This window comes from Bacillus sp. z60-11, assembly GCF_046464135.1.
GTDB lineage: Bacteria > Bacillota > Bacilli > Bacillales > Bacillaceae > Bacillus > Bacillus sonorensis_A.
In genome coordinates, this window is the sequence record NZ_JBIYSN010000001.1 from 540,392 (window position 1) to 557,396 (window position 17,005).

The 17,005-nt window shown below is 43.5% G+C and carries 18 protein-coding genes; 14 read left to right on the top strand and 4 right to left on the bottom strand.

The features are described 5' to 3' along the window. Positions 1 to 42 precede the first annotated feature (42 nt). Both ACINLD_RS02880 and ACINLD_RS02885 read right to left on the bottom strand, forming a co-directional pair. Positions 43 to 267 (bottom strand): helix-turn-helix domain-containing protein, encoded by a 225-nt coding sequence (locus ACINLD_RS02880; RefSeq protein WP_077736925.1) that lies wholly within the window; start codon positions 265 to 267, stop codon positions 43 to 45. 10 nt (positions 268 to 277) lie between these two features. Continuing rightward, entirely contained in the window at positions 278 to 760 is a 483-nt protein-coding gene (locus ACINLD_RS02885; RefSeq protein ID WP_026586730.1) for a DUF2975 domain-containing protein, read from the bottom strand. A 761-nt stretch (positions 761 to 1,521) separates the two neighbouring features. On the opposite strand from ACINLD_RS02885, the gene ACINLD_RS02890 reads away from it, so the two are divergent. From ACINLD_RS02890 to ACINLD_RS02910, 5 genes are all read left to right on the top strand, one after another. Beyond that, complete coding sequence (locus ACINLD_RS02890) at positions 1,522 to 1,956, top strand: hypothetical protein (protein ID WP_026586731.1); 435 nt, start codon at positions 1,522 to 1,524, stop codon at positions 1,954 to 1,956. A gap of 513 nt (positions 1,957 to 2,469) precedes the next feature. Beyond that, on the top strand, positions 2,470 to 3,402 hold the full coding sequence (locus ACINLD_RS02895) for a DUF1672 family protein (RefSeq protein WP_409444730.1): 933 nt from the start codon (positions 2,470 to 2,472) through the stop codon (positions 3,400 to 3,402). Between the two features lie 10 nt (positions 3,403 to 3,412). Next, positions 3,413 to 3,976 (top strand): Mbeg1-like protein, encoded by a 564-nt coding sequence (locus ACINLD_RS02900; RefSeq protein ID WP_277692714.1) that lies wholly within the window; start codon positions 3,413 to 3,415, stop codon positions 3,974 to 3,976. Between the two features lie 62 nt (positions 3,977 to 4,038). Further along, positions 4,039 to 4,971: a DUF1672 family protein gene (locus ACINLD_RS02905; RefSeq protein ID WP_409444729.1), complete on the top strand. Its 933-nt coding sequence runs from the start codon at positions 4,039 to 4,041 to the stop codon at positions 4,969 to 4,971. Between the two features lie 15 nt (positions 4,972 to 4,986). Further along, positions 4,987 to 7,089 carry an SA1320 family protein gene (locus tag ACINLD_RS02910; protein ID WP_077736919.1) on the top strand — a complete coding sequence of 701 codons (2,103 nt, stop codon included), beginning with the start codon at positions 4,987 to 4,989 and terminating at the stop codon, positions 7,087 to 7,089. A 103-nt stretch (positions 7,090 to 7,192) separates the two neighbouring features. On the opposite strand, the gene ACINLD_RS02915 is transcribed toward ACINLD_RS02910, so the two are convergent. Further along, positions 7,193 to 7,381: a YkvS family protein gene (locus ACINLD_RS02915; protein ID WP_026586734.1), complete on the bottom strand. Its 189-nt coding sequence runs from the start codon at positions 7,379 to 7,381 to the stop codon at positions 7,193 to 7,195. A gap of 169 nt (positions 7,382 to 7,550) precedes the next feature. On the opposite strand from ACINLD_RS02915, the gene ACINLD_RS02920 reads away from it, so the two are divergent. The 7 genes from ACINLD_RS02920 (at position 7,551) to ACINLD_RS02950 (ending at position 14,474) form a co-directional block, all read left to right on the top strand. Beyond that, entirely contained in the window at positions 7,551 to 7,745 is a 195-nt protein-coding gene (locus ACINLD_RS02920) for a hypothetical protein (RefSeq protein ID WP_077736918.1), read from the top strand. A 226-nt stretch (positions 7,746 to 7,971) separates the two neighbouring features. Continuing rightward, positions 7,972 to 8,571: a cell wall hydrolase gene (locus ACINLD_RS02925; RefSeq protein ID WP_026586736.1), complete on the top strand. Its 600-nt coding sequence runs from the start codon at positions 7,972 to 7,974 to the stop codon at positions 8,569 to 8,571. A 151-nt stretch (positions 8,572 to 8,722) separates the two neighbouring features. Further along, the gene (locus tag ACINLD_RS02930) at positions 8,723 to 10,063 is read left to right on the top strand and encodes a polysaccharide biosynthesis protein (protein ID WP_026586737.1); all 1,341 of its coding nucleotides are present in this window, start codon (positions 8,723 to 8,725) and stop codon (positions 10,061 to 10,063) included. A gap of 59 nt (positions 10,064 to 10,122) precedes the next feature. Beyond that, complete coding sequence (gene stoA, locus ACINLD_RS02935; RefSeq protein ID WP_077736917.1) at positions 10,123 to 10,614, top strand: endospore biogenesis thiol-disulfide oxidoreductase StoA; 492 nt, start codon at positions 10,123 to 10,125, stop codon at positions 10,612 to 10,614. 235 nt (positions 10,615 to 10,849) lie between these two features. Further along, positions 10,850 to 12,757, top strand: coding sequence for a heavy metal translocating P-type ATPase (locus tag ACINLD_RS02940; RefSeq protein WP_077736916.1), 1,908 nt, complete (start codon positions 10,850 to 10,852; stop codon positions 12,755 to 12,757). Between the two features lie 159 nt (positions 12,758 to 12,916). Beyond that, positions 12,917 to 14,011 (top strand): M24 family metallopeptidase, encoded by a 1,095-nt coding sequence (locus ACINLD_RS02945; protein WP_077736915.1) that lies wholly within the window; start codon positions 12,917 to 12,919, stop codon positions 14,009 to 14,011. 307 nt (positions 14,012 to 14,318) lie between these two features. After that, complete coding sequence (locus ACINLD_RS02950; protein ID WP_256860432.1) at positions 14,319 to 14,474, top strand: GNAT family N-acetyltransferase; 156 nt, start codon at positions 14,319 to 14,321, stop codon at positions 14,472 to 14,474. Between the two features lie 147 nt (positions 14,475 to 14,621). On the opposite strand, the gene ACINLD_RS02955 is transcribed toward ACINLD_RS02950, so the two are convergent. Further along, on the bottom strand, positions 14,622 to 14,756 hold the full coding sequence (locus ACINLD_RS02955; RefSeq protein ID WP_256860431.1) for a hypothetical protein: 135 nt from the start codon (positions 14,754 to 14,756) through the stop codon (positions 14,622 to 14,624). A 107-nt stretch (positions 14,757 to 14,863) separates the two neighbouring features. On the opposite strand from ACINLD_RS02955, the gene ACINLD_RS02960 reads away from it, so the two are divergent. Next, the gene (locus ACINLD_RS02960; protein ID WP_077736914.1) at positions 14,864 to 15,835 is read left to right on the top strand and encodes a LacI family DNA-binding transcriptional regulator; all 972 of its coding nucleotides are present in this window, start codon (positions 14,864 to 14,866) and stop codon (positions 15,833 to 15,835) included. A gap of 113 nt (positions 15,836 to 15,948) precedes the next feature. Then, positions 15,949 to 16,794, top strand: coding sequence for a glucose PTS transporter transcription antiterminator GlcT (glcT, locus tag ACINLD_RS02965; protein WP_026586742.1), 846 nt, complete (start codon positions 15,949 to 15,951; stop codon positions 16,792 to 16,794). Positions 16,795 to 17,005: the final 211 nt, after the last annotated feature.

A 17,005-nucleotide genomic window follows, 5' to 3' on the forward strand; every position in this document is an offset into this window, starting at 1 on the left:
CGGTCATATGCGTAGGATCATCGCTAAATAACTTTCTCATTCTTATTCATCCTGGGTGTCTTCCTCGCTTCGGTATTCCAAAATATCTCCGGGTTGACATTCTAAAGCTTTACAAATCGCCTCTAAAGTTGACAATCGAATCGCTTTTGCCTTTCCATTTTTCAATATTGAAAGGTTCGCCATCGTGATTCCGACCCTCTCAGAAAGTTCCGTGACGCTCATTTTCCTTTTAGCCAGCATCACATCGATATTGATTATAATTGCCATTGTTTTCACCTCAGACTGTTAAATCATTTTCTGATTTTATATCGATCGCTTCTTGCAATAGCCTTTGGAGAACAGCGGCAAAGACTGCGATAACCATTGAAGCAAAAATAAGGACCAATCCGATTAGTATGATACCTGGAGCATCGTCCCTCTCCGCGATGAGATAGAAGAGTGGCATGCCTGCCGCAAATAAAATACTGATGGTGATTGCACAGGATTTTATATTCTTTAAAGCCCTGACGGATAATTCCGAGAAAGCTTTATTCTGGTCAATATAGCTTAAAAGTTTAAAGGCTTGATACAGAGCAAAGTAAAAAGGGACCGCCGCTAAATACAAATCGATATAAACGAGATATTTCAGATAGGAAATATCTGGATACAATTCCGCTGTAAAGTTTGCTATTTCCGGCACAAAAAAAATGCACAAAGCAAGAACCGGGATTCCAATAAGAATAACAGCTATCTTTAAAAAGAGTGTTGATCCTTGTTTCATATGAAGCACCTCACTTATTTTTTTCAATATTGAATTTATCACATCATTTATCGTTTTACAATAAAAAAATATTGAAATAGGTTATTTTGTTATTGATTTTAAACAAGATAAAAAAGCATTCCTCATTACAGGGGAATGCTTTTTAATGTAGTTAAAGGCTTATCAAGACACTTTCATTTTCCTCAATGGACTTTTCGGTTCATCCTTCATCGATTTTGAGCTTTTCCTTCGGCTTACCAGCAGCCTCGGCTGTATTTTGCGCGATTCTCACCCTTTGTCATGTTCTTTACCTGATTCCTTAAGATTTGTTTGTAAATATGATGTAATGTTTTATGCTGATTATTCCCTATGTCACAAAGGGTTGACAGCTTTTCGTCAGAAATCGTTTTGATGATATGAACAATTTGCTTGTTGAGCGATTGGAAAAGACTTACGATTTCATCGAGTGGTATATCATTCTGAACCATGACCCTTGGTCTTGATGATACATTTGAATAACATATACCGATTTTTCATATTGAATTTTGATAGACCTTTCAATATTATTGACGGCCGAGTCACATAAATGTCCTAAAATCTCTTTTTTAGACCATTTATTTGCGCCGATCGATTGGAAATTTCTTGTTCAAACATAGAGTTGCACACTTCCGGCAATCTTTTGATCCAATAATTGATTGTGAAATCATAGCGACAAGAATTAAAACTTAATTTCCTTTTTATTCAATCCGGGTTATAATATGGTAAAATCGGGAGGGGTGCTGATGAAAAAATTATTGGCTTGCACTGTGCTGACACTTTTATTAGCGTTAACTTTGAACGTACAACAGGCACTGGCAAAGATCACAAAAGACGAGAAAAAAGAGAGCTTTACAATGACAGAGGAAAACAAAGGCTTTTTTATGTCTGATGATACGAATCCAAATTATTACCCAACCTGGCTTTATTACAAATTTACGATATTCAATGCGGAAGGATGCACGCTCAACTTCAAGTTACAGAGAATTTCATTAAGCGGGAATCAGTATACGTTAAGCGAGAAAGAATTCACTGGCAATCAACTCAACTTAAGTGCTGCCGACAAAGTAGCGGGAACACCGTACAGAAATCATTATTTAGAGATCACTAAAGTGTCCGGGTGCGGGGACGTGATCATCAAAGGATTTTATGGTTTTGAACATGAGGAGCCGGACTGGTAATTTAAAAAAGGGAAACATCGCCCGCTCAGACTGAGCCGGGTCTTTTTTATTGTCTTACCACAAGGCATCTCCTGAGACACCGTCCTGATCAAAGGTTATCGCCTGAACAACCATAGAAAGTTTGATCAGGCAGAAAAACCAAAGAACAGCCCGATTCGAATAAACGGGCTGTTCTTATTCTGTAATTCCTCATCTTGATCCATGTCATTTAGACTTCTGAATGTACAGGTGTTTAACAAAAAATGAATATATATACCTAATTCCGAAGTCTTCGATTATTTCGATCAAGAGGTGTTCTGTTAGTTCTAATGTCTCATTTACTTTATCCCTACCTTAAAATACGCATCAAATGATTCAAATGGGATGTCTCTTGATTTATAATAAAGCGATTCCTGATCAATGGGAAAATTTTCTTCGATCGGGATTGAGAAGCGTCCGGCCTCGGAATTGAGGTTTCAAAGGACGTATAAGATGATTTTGAGAAACACAGACCTCATCAGAGGAGGCTGAATGATGAAATACAAAAAAATCATAACGCTCAGTATTGGTATCCCAATACTTCTGGGAGGATGCATAAACTTGGATGTGGGAAATCATGACAAAAACGGTGAAAAAACAGAGGCTAACAGCCAAGCGGAGTATAACCAAAATTTAATCAGTGTACAAGATTATACAGGGCAAGGCTATGAACTGGACGGTGGAGAAGAAACGACTAAAATCGCCGAAGCGCATCGTGAGGAAATTGAAAAAGCCGTCAAGACATTTTTCCTGGACAAATATAAGACGAAAGTGAAAGTACATCATATTGTTGGAGCGCTTAATGCGGCTTCTGTATTTGTTGAATCAGAGGGTGAGCCGCATTTTCATACATATGCGGTTGTTCCGATAGATGTGGAGAAGCAAGAAGTGAAAATCGATAAAGTTTGGTCTGAAGAAGGTCAAGTTGAAGATGCTATTAGAACAGGAATTTACGCAATGGTATATGATAAGGAGTTTAAAGTTCTAGATCAGTATTTGAAAGAGTTTTCTGCAAAACATAATCTGGTTGGATTAACAAAGGAAGCTGTGGAAAATGTAGGGGGGAGCGGATATAGTACACCATACTACTATATATCGATGTCTCCCGGTGTATTTAGTGGTATCAATCTTAGTGAAATGTATTTAGAAAAACCTGATCGAAGCAAAAAAGAATGGGAAAAGATCTTAATAAATCAGAAAATGAATGAAAAGAGTATTGATATTACCATTCAATTGTTCCTGGAAAACAAAAACGTAGAGCCTGATCCATCAATCATTGAACAAATATCAAAGGACATAAAAAAAATGGACGGTTTGCCACTTGGGATTTATAGTGTGCTTTTACATGACAATATGATCGGTAAACAGACTGCGAGGGGATCAAAAGATAATAGTCTTGATTCTGAGGAGATTATCAAAGATAAGTAAGGAGATTCAGATGGTTTCATCATCAAATGGAAATAATAGTCATGTTAATGATAAGGACTTGGTTGAATTAGCGGGATATCATGCCTACAAACACCAAGATATTGGAAGGGAAATTTATATAAATAACGTTATATATAAGGTTAAGGATATCAAATATAACGACCCAACCGGCTTTGATGTGATAACGGTCAAAAACATAGAAACAGGCGAATACACAGTCGTCTACCAAGGAACGGACGCGGGGAAAACAAACGGCATCCAGGACATTCTCACCGATGCGCAGATGGCCGGTGATATAACACCGGAACAAGTGAAGGCCGCCCGCGACTACTACGACAAGATGAAAGTCAAATACGGTGATAAACTAACCTCAGTCTGCGGAAACTCGCTTGGCGGGGGATTGGCGAATGTGGTAGCGGTGGAGCATCCCGATGTGAAGGCTGTGACGATAAATCCGTCGATCCTGCCGGAAGGGGAAGTGGACCGGGACCAAGACTATCCCAATATCACAAACTATTTCAGTAAGTATGATCCGCTGACATTGGCGGAAGAAGGCGTCCGGCCTCGGTATTGAGGTTTCAAAGGACATATAAGATGATTTTGAGAAACACAAACCTCATCAGAGGAGGATGAATGATGAAATACAAAAAAATCATAACGCTCAGTATTGGTATCCCAATACTTCTGGGAGGATGCATGAACTTGGATGTGGGAAATCATGACAAAAACGGTGAAAAAACAGAGGCTAACAGCCAAGCGGAGTATAACCAAAATTTAATCAGTGTACAAGATTATACGGGGCAAGGCTATGAACTGGACGGTGGAGAAGAAACGACTAAAATCGCCGAAGCACATCGTGAGGAAATTGAAAAAGCCGTCAAGACATTTTTCCTGGACAAATATAAGACGAAAGTGAAAGTACATCATATTGTTGGAGCGCTTAATGCGGCTTCTGTATTTGTTGAATCAGAGGGTGAGCCGCATTTTCATACATATGCGGTTGTTCCGATTGATGTAAAGGCTGAGGAGGTATTGACGGATAAAGTATGGTCACAGGAAGGTCAAGTTGAAAGTGCAATTAATAGTGGTATTTATGCAATGGTTTTTGATCAAGAACTAGGGAAGCTTGATGATTACCTGGCGAAGACTGCGAAGCAAGAGCCTGTTGTCGGCATGAGGCAAGAAGCCGTTAATAATGTAATGGCATCAGGGTTTCATACGATTTATTATTATATAACAACTTTTGATGATAGTTTAGATAAGGTTTATTTGAAATATTTAAAAAATCCAAATAAAAGTAAAGAAGAATGGAAACGCGAGATCAAGCATTCTAAGACAGACCCGGAATCGTTTTATGTCACTATACATTTATTCATGGAAAAACCTAATACAGAACCAGACAAATCTATTTTCGATCAAATTGTAAAAGACTTGGAAAATATGGAGGGGCTCGCACCAGGGCAATACAGTGTCTTTTTACATGACAATACGATTAACAAAAAAGCGGGTTCGAATTCACAGGAAAATACTCTTGAAAGGTCCGACCCGACTTATATTATGAAAGATTAGGAGCACTATTTCATAATGGCTAATGAAGAAAAAAATAATAAAACACTCAGTGAAGATAAAAATTTAGTAGAAATCGCAGGATTTCATTCCTATAAAAATCCGCATGAAACAGATACATTTAAGGTCAATGGCTATAAGTATTTAGTGGTAAATAAAATATATGAAGACCCAACCGGCCTTGATGTGATAACGGTCAAAAACATAGAAACAGGCGAATACACAGTCGTCTACCAAGGAACGGACGCGGGGAAAACAAACGGCATCCAGGACATTCTCACCGATGCGCAGATGGCCGGTGATGTAACACCGGAACAAGTCAAAGCTGCCCGCGACTACTACGACCAGATGAAAGCCAAATACGGTGATAAACTAAACTCAGTCTGCGGAAACTCGCTTGGCGGGGGATTGGCGAATGCGGTTGCGGTGGAGCATCCCGATGTGAAGGCTGTGACGATTAATCCGTCGATCCTGCCGGAAGGGGAAGTGGACCGGGACCAAGACTATCCCAATATCACAAACTATTTCAGTAAGTATGATCCGCTGACATTGGCGGAAGAAGGCGTGCTGCTAGGGGACCGGATTCCGGGAAAAGTGATCGAAATTGATAATGGCGTTCCGCTCGTTTCCGCCTTTATGTCCAACCACATGGGCTATAGAATGGGGGAAAATACAGAGGAAGGCCAATCGGTCGAAATCGGTGAAAAAGGAGAACCGGGTCACGGCCGAATTTATGTTTCTGCTGGCGATCATATCGTGACAAGCATTTGGACGGGGGAGCCTCTATACGGAAACATCGGTTCCAACAAGATTGAGATCAATAAAGAAAATCTTGACCTGCTGGCAGCTGCATTGGAAAGCGATGTGCTTAGGCGGTTGGGATATGTTTCAGAGTACCTGGATCATTCCAATGATATCGTCGAACACGAAAAAAAGCTGAAACCAAAACGTTTAGCCGATCTTCGTGAAACGTTTACCGACATGTTTGAAAGCGCCTTTGGCAATCCGTTATTTATCGGAATATCGCAAGCGGGCAATCTCTTAAAATATTTGATCGACGGTTTAATTGCATTGCTGGATACGGCTGAAGAAAAGTGCCGTTCGTTAAATGTGCTATTGAACTCGCCTCCGGCTGAACTGTTTGAATATGTTTTTCAAACAAATATCAGTGTGGAAAGTATGACAGGTGAGATTAGGGGATATTTGAACGGTCTTAAGCATGATATTGACAGTCTGACCAATGCGCTGACAAACATGATCAGACAGGAGATATCCGATATATTCGTCAACCCTGCAATGGGATTTGCCGATGCTGTTGCGGATGAAATCTACAGTCATTTTGTCATTGTCGGAAAGAATGAAAAGGGCTTGAAAAAACAGGTCAAGACATTTATCCGCCAGGTTCAGACGGCGGGGGAAGGCTTTCAAACGAGCGACCGCGGCGCAGCGCAAGATATTAAAAACCGAAAAGCGCCCATGCAGCAAAAGACATCGATTCCGGCATCTGTTCAATCTCAATTTGAGGAGTCCGACTATTTAAAAGATCGCCTGAAATTGAAAGACCGCCATGTGAATAGCTCAGCGGCGACGATGGCGGGCTCTTTGAACGCAAGCCTCGTTCCTGTTGTAAACATCCTATTTGATGCATTGCTGGCGGTGGAATTTGCCCTGGAGGCTGCGTCGGCTGCCGTAAAGGGGACGGCGAATCTATTTTTAGGCTTGGCCGTTCCGGCGAAATTAGTCGGGATGTTTTCTGATTGGGATGAGAAAATAAAAAGTGCGATTGACCATGTGGTGAAGCCGCTGGATGAAATGGCGGGGACGATAGAAGGAGTCCGTAAAGCGGTCGGCAATTTAATTTCCTTCCTGCCTGTTTTTATACATAAGTTCAAACCGTACATTGACAATGCGGTGTTTGAACAGGTTCACTTCCACAACATCAACCTTTACAATACGGCCGCCGTCTCGATTCTGGAAGAAACGGAGCTGCTTTTTCAAGACATTGTTTTTCAGCTGTCAAATCAAAAAGCGAAAACCATTACGGCACTGTGTGATGCTGCAAAAGACATTCTGAGCAATATCAAACTTCTTCGCGCTGATGTTAAACGCGGCACAATGTAGGAGAAGCAGGGAAAAAACCGCCGGATGTTCGGGCGGTTTTTCCTTATGGAAGAACTTTGTGGAATTTTTTAAACCTGCGTGGAATCTGCTGAAGAATGGATGATCAATGAAAGGAGTCTTTAATAATTTTATAGTTTTTATGGTTGACGACGGTTAAGGAGTCCAATTCCAAGTCTCTGTAATTTTCCATAATCGTGACATCGACGATAACCGAATTTTCGTTTACTTTTTCCACGATTCCGGTGAGTCCGTTTTTAAATTCGATGACGTTCCCGACTTTTGCAATCTTCAAATGACTTCCTCTCCTTTAAAGTGAATTAACCCATTGAAAGTATTTTGCAATATTTTCTTTTAGAAGTAAAGCGATATGGGAAGCAACAGCACTATTGTTGTACATGCTGCTGCTTAGTGGTATAGTTAATTAGTTAAAGGTGATTTCAGAAAAGAAGGAGAGAGGCCAGTTGACAGATGAAAATGCCATTGACTTGATCGAACAGCTGCGGTCGGGGAGGATTCACGAAGTTCGCGTGAACAAAGATGATTTTCTTTCTTTTAGAGCCATCTTAACAAAACAGGAAGATTTTAAATATTTTCGGGGCATCGCCCAGCACGGGGGAGACATTGTTTTTCAATATACGGAAGAACCCAGAAGCTAAAAAGGCTTTCTCATTACTTTTGAGAAAGCTTTTTTATTTGCTGTGCAATCCATGTATTGCTGGGTTTTTTGCCTTTTTCCGGAAAAAACAGCGCGCTCTATACAATTATATGCCAGTGGAACGGTTTGATGGAAAGCATGGTAAAAATTTAACAATGAAATCGATGTTTTGTCTTGTTACTGTAAGACATATGTTTGTCGAAGAGGATATGGCAAGGAGGATTGAAATGAAAGCAAAGTTAGCTGCGTTAGCTGCTTTTATCATCTGCATGCTGCCTGCGGCAAAAATCGAGCATGCTCAGGCCGCCCTGCCGTTTTCGAAAAAAGAAAAACAGGCGAAGGAGCGGGTGTTGGAAAGCTTGAGTCCAGAAGAGTACTCGTCTTTCACTCATTTGACAGATGAAAAAAGCTTCATCGAAATCATGCCGCAGCCTGACGCTGAGGATATAGAAGAAGAGGAAGCACCGGAATTGACGGGTGCAGAGAAAAGGCTGCTGTCAAGACTCGTTCATGCAGAAGCGAAAGGCGAACCGTTTGAAGGGAAAGTGGCGGTGGCCAATGTTGTCCTGAACCGTGTCGAAGACGACAGATTTCCCGACAGCGTCAAAAGTGTCATCTACCAAAAAAACGCATTTGAGCCTGTTCTTAATGGAAGCATCAGGAAAAAACCGGACCGCCAATCAATTAAAGCTGTCGAAGAGGCGGTTGATGAACATAAAAAAGAAACAGACGCGTTATATTTTTATAATCCCGAGTCCGCTACGGATGACTGGATTAAAACGAGAAAAGTCATCGAACGCATCGGCAATCATGTCTTTGCAGTTTAATCTGAGTCAAGGCTTCCCCAAGCCTTGGCTTTTTTATTTCTCCATACTCTATCTTTAACACTATCACCTTTTTCAGCGAATGAAAAGAAATAATTTTTAGACTTGTCTCATATGAATGGGATATAACCAGCCTAAGACAAGGAGAGACCTCATGAACCGTTTTGTAAAAGGAATCGTTCTTCTTTCGCTAGCAGCTTTTTTTGCAGAATGTCTTGAGTTTGTCATCAATATGATTCTTGCACGGGAGCTTGGCGAGCATGGCATGGGGCTCTATATGAGTGTGCTGCCTTCGATATTTTTGGTCGTCGTCATCGCAAGCCTCGAGCTGCCAGTTTCAATATCAAAGTTTATTGCGGAGTCCAATCAAAAGCTGCATGAAAGCATGCTGAAACATGCCTTGAGGCTGACCGCGGTCTGCACGGTCTTTTCTACGGCGGCTGCGGTTATCATTTTGCCCTTTATTCCGATATTCGATTCGTATCACCCGTTAATCAGGGGCATCGTCATCGGTATGATCCCGACGGTTGCATTTACATCTGTTGCCCGGGGATATTTCATGGGTGTCCAGCAAATGGGGAAAATCGCAACGGCAAATGCATTGAAAAAAATCTTGCAGCTGATCGGCTTGTTTTTATTTTTTCAGTGGTATTCCTTTGATCTGGATACATCGGTATTGATCTCGCTGTTTGTTCTGTTCGCCAGTGAAGTCGTTGTCTTTGTGTATTTATATTCCCAGTTTATTTTGGTGAGACGGGCTGCCGCTAAAGGACAGCATGTCCATTTGCGTCGGAATGATGTGTTAAAACGGCTGCTTACCGTTTCGATTCCGACGACAGGGCTGCGTGTTTTTCATGCTGTTACAAATGCCGTCGAACCTTTTTTGGTCAAAGGGACGCTGCTCGCCGCCGGCGTTTCGAGAACAGCGGCGATTGAGCAGTTCGGTGTGCTGTCAGGGGTTGCCATGACGATCGGATTTTTCCCCGCTTTTATCGCCCATTCGCTTATGGTTGTCATGATCCCGAGCATTTCTGAAAGCTATGCCTATGGACAAATTGACCGTGTCATCAAACGGATCAAACAGTCGATCTTCATCACGCTCCTTTACGGGATCCCGGCGGTGCTGGTGATGTATCATTTTGCAGAGCCTTTGACCCGCCTGTTTTTTGATACGGCAAATGCCGCCTTCTATCTGAAATTGCTTTGGCCCTATTTTTTGTTTCATTTTTTCGTCATGCCTTTTCAGGCTTGCTTAATCGGGATGGGGCTTGTCAAGGATGCTTTTTATCATAATGTTTGGGCCAGTGCAATATCGTTTTTGATGATGTATATGCTCGGTTCAATGGAGAGTTTGCAGATGACGGGCATCATTCTGGCGATGAACACAGGCATGATTTTGCTGACATCTCTGCATTATGTGACGATATGCAAAGAGCTCGGTGTCACCTTGTTATTAACGACGAAAACGGGATCGCCGAGAATTGAAAGCCGCTGATCCCCTTCATAGTTTCCGCTCTTTCGGGGAAGCTAAAATCAAAAAGAAGGGGAGATAAAATGAAAAGAATAGCCGCCTTTTGCATGTCATTGATTTTTTTGCTCTGGACAGGTCTGTTGCCGCCGACTGCTTACGCGCAAAACGCTGCACCTGCGGTGATGCATATGAAAACGATGGAAGGCCAGCGTGTGATCATCCCTGCTGAAGGCCAGAAGACGATCATTCATTTTTGGACGACCTGGTGCCCTCCGTGCCGGGAGGAGCTTCCCCGTTTTCAGTCCTATTATGAAGAAAAACAGCCTGATGTGAAATTGATCACCGTTAATTTGCTGAATGCAGAAAAAAACGAGCAGACGGTCAAGCGATTTATCAAAGCGAATAAGCTTTCATTTCCGATTATATTTGACGCGAAAGGCGAGATGATGAAAGCCTACAATGTGATGACGATTCCATCGACGTTTTTCATCAATGAAAAAGGAGAGCTGGAAAAATCGATCGTCGGGCCGATTACAGTTGAACAAATGAAGGAATGGGCAAGGAAAAAAAGCTGAAATCGAATTTTTCAGCTTTTTTTATGGATGAATGTAAATGATAATTAATATCAAAAGAAAATTATAATAATTATTACTTGAAAAGTGGTGCTGCCGTGCTATAATGAACCTAAGAAGACCGAAAAATCTTTTATATAAGCGAAAAACACTGATGATCTTGCTGCCGTATGGCAGCAATTTCTGTTTTAAAAGGAAATTGACGATGAATTACATTCTCAATTAGGGGGATTTGAAGATGCAATTAGATATCCGCAATCAATCACAGCCAAAATATCATATGTTACATTTAGACAATTGGAGACAGCATGGCGAACTGGCCGCTGCGCTGTTGGCAGGCGTGCTGATCATAGCCGGCTGGCTGTCGTCCGGTAATGAGACATTGTCCGTCAGCTTGTTTTTGGCAGCTTTTTGTATCGGGGGCTTTGCCAAAGCAAAAGAGGGAATTCAAGAAACGCTTCTGGAGAAGACGCTGAATGTCGAGCTTCTGATGATCTTTGCTGCGATCGGATCGGCGATCATCGGCTACTGGGCTGAAGGCGCCATTTTGATTTTTATCTTTTCGTTGAGCGGCGCTCTTGAAACTTATACGTTAAATAAAAGCAAACGGGACTTGACGTCTTTAATGAAATTGGAGCCTGAGGAAGCTGTTTTGCTGGGAGAAGGGGGCGCCCGAAAAGTGGCGGCGGCTGAGCTTGCCTCCGGCGACTTGATCATGGTCAAGCCGGGGGAACGAATCGCCGCCGACGGTGAAATTGAATCAGGGAAAACAAGCATTGATGAGTCTGCTCTCACCGGTGAATCAATACCCGTGGAAAAAGTCTCCGGTGACGCCGTATTTGCCGGAACGGTTAATTTGAGCGGATCGTTGACTGTTCGCGTTTCCAAGGCGAATGAAGATTCGCTTTTCAAAAAAATCATCAAGCTGGTTGAATCTGCGCAAAACAGTGTTTCCCCTTCCCAAGCGTTTATTGACCGTTTTGAAAACCTGTATGTGAAAGGCGTCTTGCTGGCTGTCGGCCTTCTCCTTTTTCTACCTCATTATGTGCTGGGGTGGGGCTGGAGCGAGACGTTTTACAGGGCGATGGTGTTTATGGTGGTTGCTTCTCCTTGCGCTCTTGTCGCTTCAATCATGCCGGCTGCTTTATCACTGATATCAAATGGAGCAAGGAACGGACTGCTAGTCAAAGGCGGCGTTTTCCTTGAAAAGCTCGGCAACAGCAAAATCGTCGCCTTTGATAAAACGGGAACGATCACAAAGGGGAAGCCCGCTGTAGAAGACATGCTTTTAGTTGAAGGCATGGATGAAAGCGAGTGTCTCGAAGCGGCAGCCGCTATTGAAAAACAGTCGGATCATCCGCTAGCCAAAGCGATTGTCGCATATGCCGAAGCTAAAGGAATTCGCGCGGCGGAACATGTATCGATAGAAGAGACGTCAGGTTTTGGCGTCAGGGCCCAATACCGCGGGGAGACATGGCTGATTGGTAAAGCGGGATTTGCCGGTGACAAAGAAGCTGACCAATGCCTTGGAGATTCGGTTCAAAAGCTTGCTGAACAGGGGAAAACGATTGTTTATTTGAAAAAAGGAGACCGCTTGGCCGGCTGCTTTGCATTAAAGGATCAAATCAGGCCGGAAGCGAAAGCGGTAATCGGCGATCTGAACGCGCTCGGTATTCAGACCGCGATGCTGACCGGTGATCAGCCGGAAACGGCAGCGGCGATCGCCCGGGAAGCCGGACTCAAATTCGTCGTTTCTGAATGCCTGCCTGACAGCAAAGTGGAAGAAGCGCAAAAGCTTAAACATACGTATGGAACGGTTGTCATGGTGGGGGACGGGATCAATGATGCGCCGGCTCTTGCCGCCGCCGATGTCGGTGTGGCAATGGGAGAAGGAACAGACGTGGCCTTGGAAACGGCTGATGTCGTGCTCATGAAAAACGATTTGACAGGTTTGACGAACATGATTCGCCTCTCCAGGAAAATGAACAGGATCATCAAACAAAATGTCATTTTTTCATTGGCTGTGATCTGTTTGTTGATTTGCAGCAACTTCCTGCAAATTCTCGACTTGCCGCTCGGCGTTATCGGGCATGAAGGCAGCACACTGCTCGTCATCTTAAACGGACTCCGCCTCCTAAAATCGTAAGCAGGCAAAACGGCTGTCATGCTGAAAAGGCAGCCGTTTTGTTTTGATCTTCAACCGATTTCGCTTTGAGCTTTAGCAGAAGCCGGGAAAAACTGATACAATATAGTTGGTGCTTTACATAGGATATGAACGGAAACTGTGATTAGGAGTGGACTTAACGTGGAAAGAATTGAACAAATTTCTGCCTGGCTGCAGGAAAATGATATTTCGTCAGCTTTTATTCATTCAAAAGAAAATGTTTTTTATTTGACTCGCTTTTACACAGAGCCTCACGAACGGCTGATGGGTGTTTTCGCATTTCAAACAGGGGAGCCGTTTTTTGTCTGCCCGCTGATGGAGAAAAATCAGGCCAAAGCGGCGGGCTGGCCGCACGACATCATCGGTTATGAGGACCATGAAAATCCTTGGGATCTGATCGCGGAAGCCCTCAAAAAAAGAAATCTCAAGCTATCCAAAGTAGCGGTTGAAAAAGAAACGCTCTCCCTTTCCCGCGCTGAAATGCTGAAGGCTGTTACAAATGGAGCAGAGCTCGTTTCTGCAGAACAGAAGCTGAACGAGCTTCGGGTTGTAAAGGATGAACATGAAATCCGCATTCTCCGCGAAGCGGCAAAGCTTGCCGACTACGGAGTGGAAGCGGGCGCTGCTGCTTTGCAGGAAGGCATTTCAGAAATCGAGGTTGTCGCCACGATTGAATACGAACTGAAGAAAAAAGGGATTCAAGGCATGTCTTTTTCAACGATGGTCCTGTTTGGCGAAAAATCGGGGCAGCCGCACGGAAATCCCGGAACCAGGACGCTGAAAGCAGGCGATTTCGTCCTCTTCGATCTCGGTGTGATCACGGACGGGTACTGCTCTGACATTACGCGGACGCTCGTCTATAAAGAGGCAAGCAGCCGCCAGAAAGAAATATATGACACGGTTCTCCAGGCGGAAACGGCGGCTCTGGAAATGAGCAAACCGGGTGTGAGGATCGGCGATCTTGATTTAAAAGCGCGGGGCATGATCGAACAAGCAGGCTATGGGGAATACTTCCCGCACCGCCTCGGCCACGGGCTGGGAATTTCCGCGCACGAATACCCGTCCATGAGCCATAACAATGATGAACGATTGAAAAAAGGAATGGTTTATACGATTGAGCCCGGCATCTATATCCCGGAAATCGGCGGCGTTCGAATTGAAGACGATGTCCTTGTCACTGAGGACGGCGCGGAAGCTTTGACATGTTATCCGAAACAGCTGACCGTGATTTCTTAAGGTTTAGTAAATTCAATGTGGTTTGTTCAGCAGGTGATCAAAGGAGCATCACCTGCTCTTTTTCAGCAAACAGGTCAAGAGGTGTAAAAAACATAGCGAGGAGAAAACGTTGGAAATCAGACAATTTAATGCTCAGGACGCTGATCTAAGGCTTGAAGCGCTGCAAAAAAACCGGAAGCATTTGCACCAAGTGATCAAGAAGAGAAGCATCAATCTGCGGAACAATATCGAGGCTTGCGGGGGTTGTCACATTAGTCAAAGAAACAAAGATGAAATTGAGGCATAGAGCAACGATCGCGGCGATGATGTGACACAAGAAAAGCGCGGATATAGCCTTGGAAAGGCATTGTTGACTGAAGCGGTCGAAAAGGCGAAAAGCATAGACGGAATTGAAAATGTGTACTTAACCGTTGGGTCAACGAATCGATCAGCTAAAAAACTGTCCGCTTTATTAGGGCTTTGAGGTATTTGGGACGGATCGCAAGGCTTTAAAATTTGAATCAAACATATGTTGATGAAGGCCGACGGTGTTAGGAATGTGGCGGGTGGCAGCAGGAAAAAAGCCTGCAGGCTCTTTTCCTTTAAATCGATGCCTGTTCCGCCGATGATATCAGTCCTTTGAAATGAAAAAATCGTCAAAACTGCGGAATGGTTTGACCTTATGCTTTTCTTTGAGCGGTGCCATCGCCGCTTTTGAAGACAATATGATAACGATACATAAGAGGAACAGAATCAAGATACCCATTTTTCTTCTCCTTTCGAAAATGAAAACGTGATCAGAACCGATGTTGTTTTCATTCTAAAGTATGAAACGCTTTCCATATCAAGAGTGAAATGAAAGAAGGGAAACCAATGGCGAATATCAGAGAAATAGCTAAAGCGGCGGGTGTGTCAATCACGACTGTTTCAAGGGTTCTCAACGGCCATCCCTATGTTAAGGAAGAGAAGCGGAAAAAAGTTCTTGAGACGATTGAGCGGCTTGAATATGCGCGGAATATGCACGCCGTTCACTTGTCGAAAGGCTTTTCCAATATGATCGGGGTTGTCTTGCCGACGATCAGCCTGCCGTATTTCAGCGAATTAATTGAAGGAATTGCCGAAGAGGCGGCCCAAGCCGGGGTCCACTTTGCGCTGTACCAGACAAATTACCAAGTGGAAAAAGAAATTTTTGCATTGGAGCAGCTGAAGCAGCGGCAGGTGGACGGCTTGATTTTTTGCTCAAAAGCAATGTCTGATGAGGAGCTCTTGAACTGGCGCGAGACAGGGCCTTTCATCCTTTGCCAGGATTCAAAGGAAGAGCATTTTTCAACGGTCAGCATCCCCCATCAGGAAGCGTTCCGCCGCGGTTTGGATTTTCTGATTGAAAAAGGGCACAGAAAAATTGCGATCGGCTTGGCAAGGAAAAATGGGGTCAACAGCCACTTCCGTCTGACGGCTTATCAAGAAGCGCTCTCATCCATCGGGGAAGCCTATCGCGATGAGTGGGTGTTTGAACGGTCCTTGACGATCACCGATGGGCAGAAACTGTTTTCGAGGTGGAGAGGGATGAAGGAGAAACCGACGGCGGTGTTTGTCGCCAATGACCAGGTGTCGGCAGGCCTCTATCTTGAAGCTCGGCATCACAGTGTTGATGTTCCCGGAAAGCTCGCGATATTAAGCTGTGATAATCAGCCGATCAGCCAAGTACTCGGTATTTCAACGATCGAAATCAAGATAAAAGAGATGGGCAGACACGCCTTCCGCCTCCTGCAAAAAAGAATCAGCGGAGCAGGTCCTGAAAAGCAGGTTATCTCCTACAAACTGATCGAAAGATCGACAGTATAAAAAATAGACAATCATTTTCGACATTTTTCTTTCAAAAACGTCAAAATAAATTGACGCCCTTTCGTGAGTTTTGTACGATATGAGAGATTGATGACAAAAAGGAGCTGAGGATCGTGAAAAGATCCTTTACCGTTGAAAAGGTACTCAACAACAACGTTTTAATCGCACTCCACGAGGATTACAGAGAGGCGGTCCTGATTGGAAAAGGGATCGGATTTGGCAAAAAGCGCGGAGATCTTATCGAACATGAGAACTATGAAAAGATGTTTGTCTTGGAAAATGATAAAGAACAATCCCAGTATAAAAAGCTCCTCACATATGTCGATGAAAAAATGGTTGATATCGCAAGTGACGTCATCTACCATATCGCGCAGAAAATCGGCCAGCCGCTGAACGAGCATATCCATGTCGCTCTCACAGATCATATCGCGTTTGCCGTCAAGCGCCTTGAACAGGGATTTGATATGAAAAATCCGTTCCTGCTTGAGACGGAATCGCTTTATCCGAAGGAATACGAAGTGGCCAATGAAGCCATCAAGATGATCAACGAACAACTGGGCGTCGAGCTTCCTGAAGGTGAAATCGGTTTTATCGCGCTTCATATTCACAGCGCGATGACGAATCGGCCGCTGTCTGAAGTCAATCAACACTCACAGCTGATCTCCCGGCTCGTCCAGGTCATTGAAGACTCGTTTCAGATGAAGGTGAACAGAGAAAGCGTAAACTACTTGCGTTTGATCCGCCATCTGCGGTTTACGATTGACAGGATCAAACGGGACGAACCCATTCAAGAACCGGAAAAATTAATGTTGTTGTTGAAAACCGAATATCCGCTATGTTACAATACTGCTTGGAAGATGATCAAGATCTTGCAGCAATCGCTCAAGAAACCTGTTCATGAGGCAGAAGCTGTTTATTTGACATTGCATTTGTACCGTTTAACAAATAAAATTTCATAACGCCTTTATAACGTGTTACTGATTCGATCAGGCATGAGTGAAAAAAGGGAAGAAATGAAGACGCTGTCTTTTGTTTCTTTGTGTACCCGCTTTCACCATGCCTTTTTTGTCGTTCTAGAAACGAAATGTAAACGGTTTATCTTGAAAAAAAGAGGCCTACCTGAACGAAGTTGTCATGAATTTTTGCTGTAAGGTCAAACTATCCTTAGAG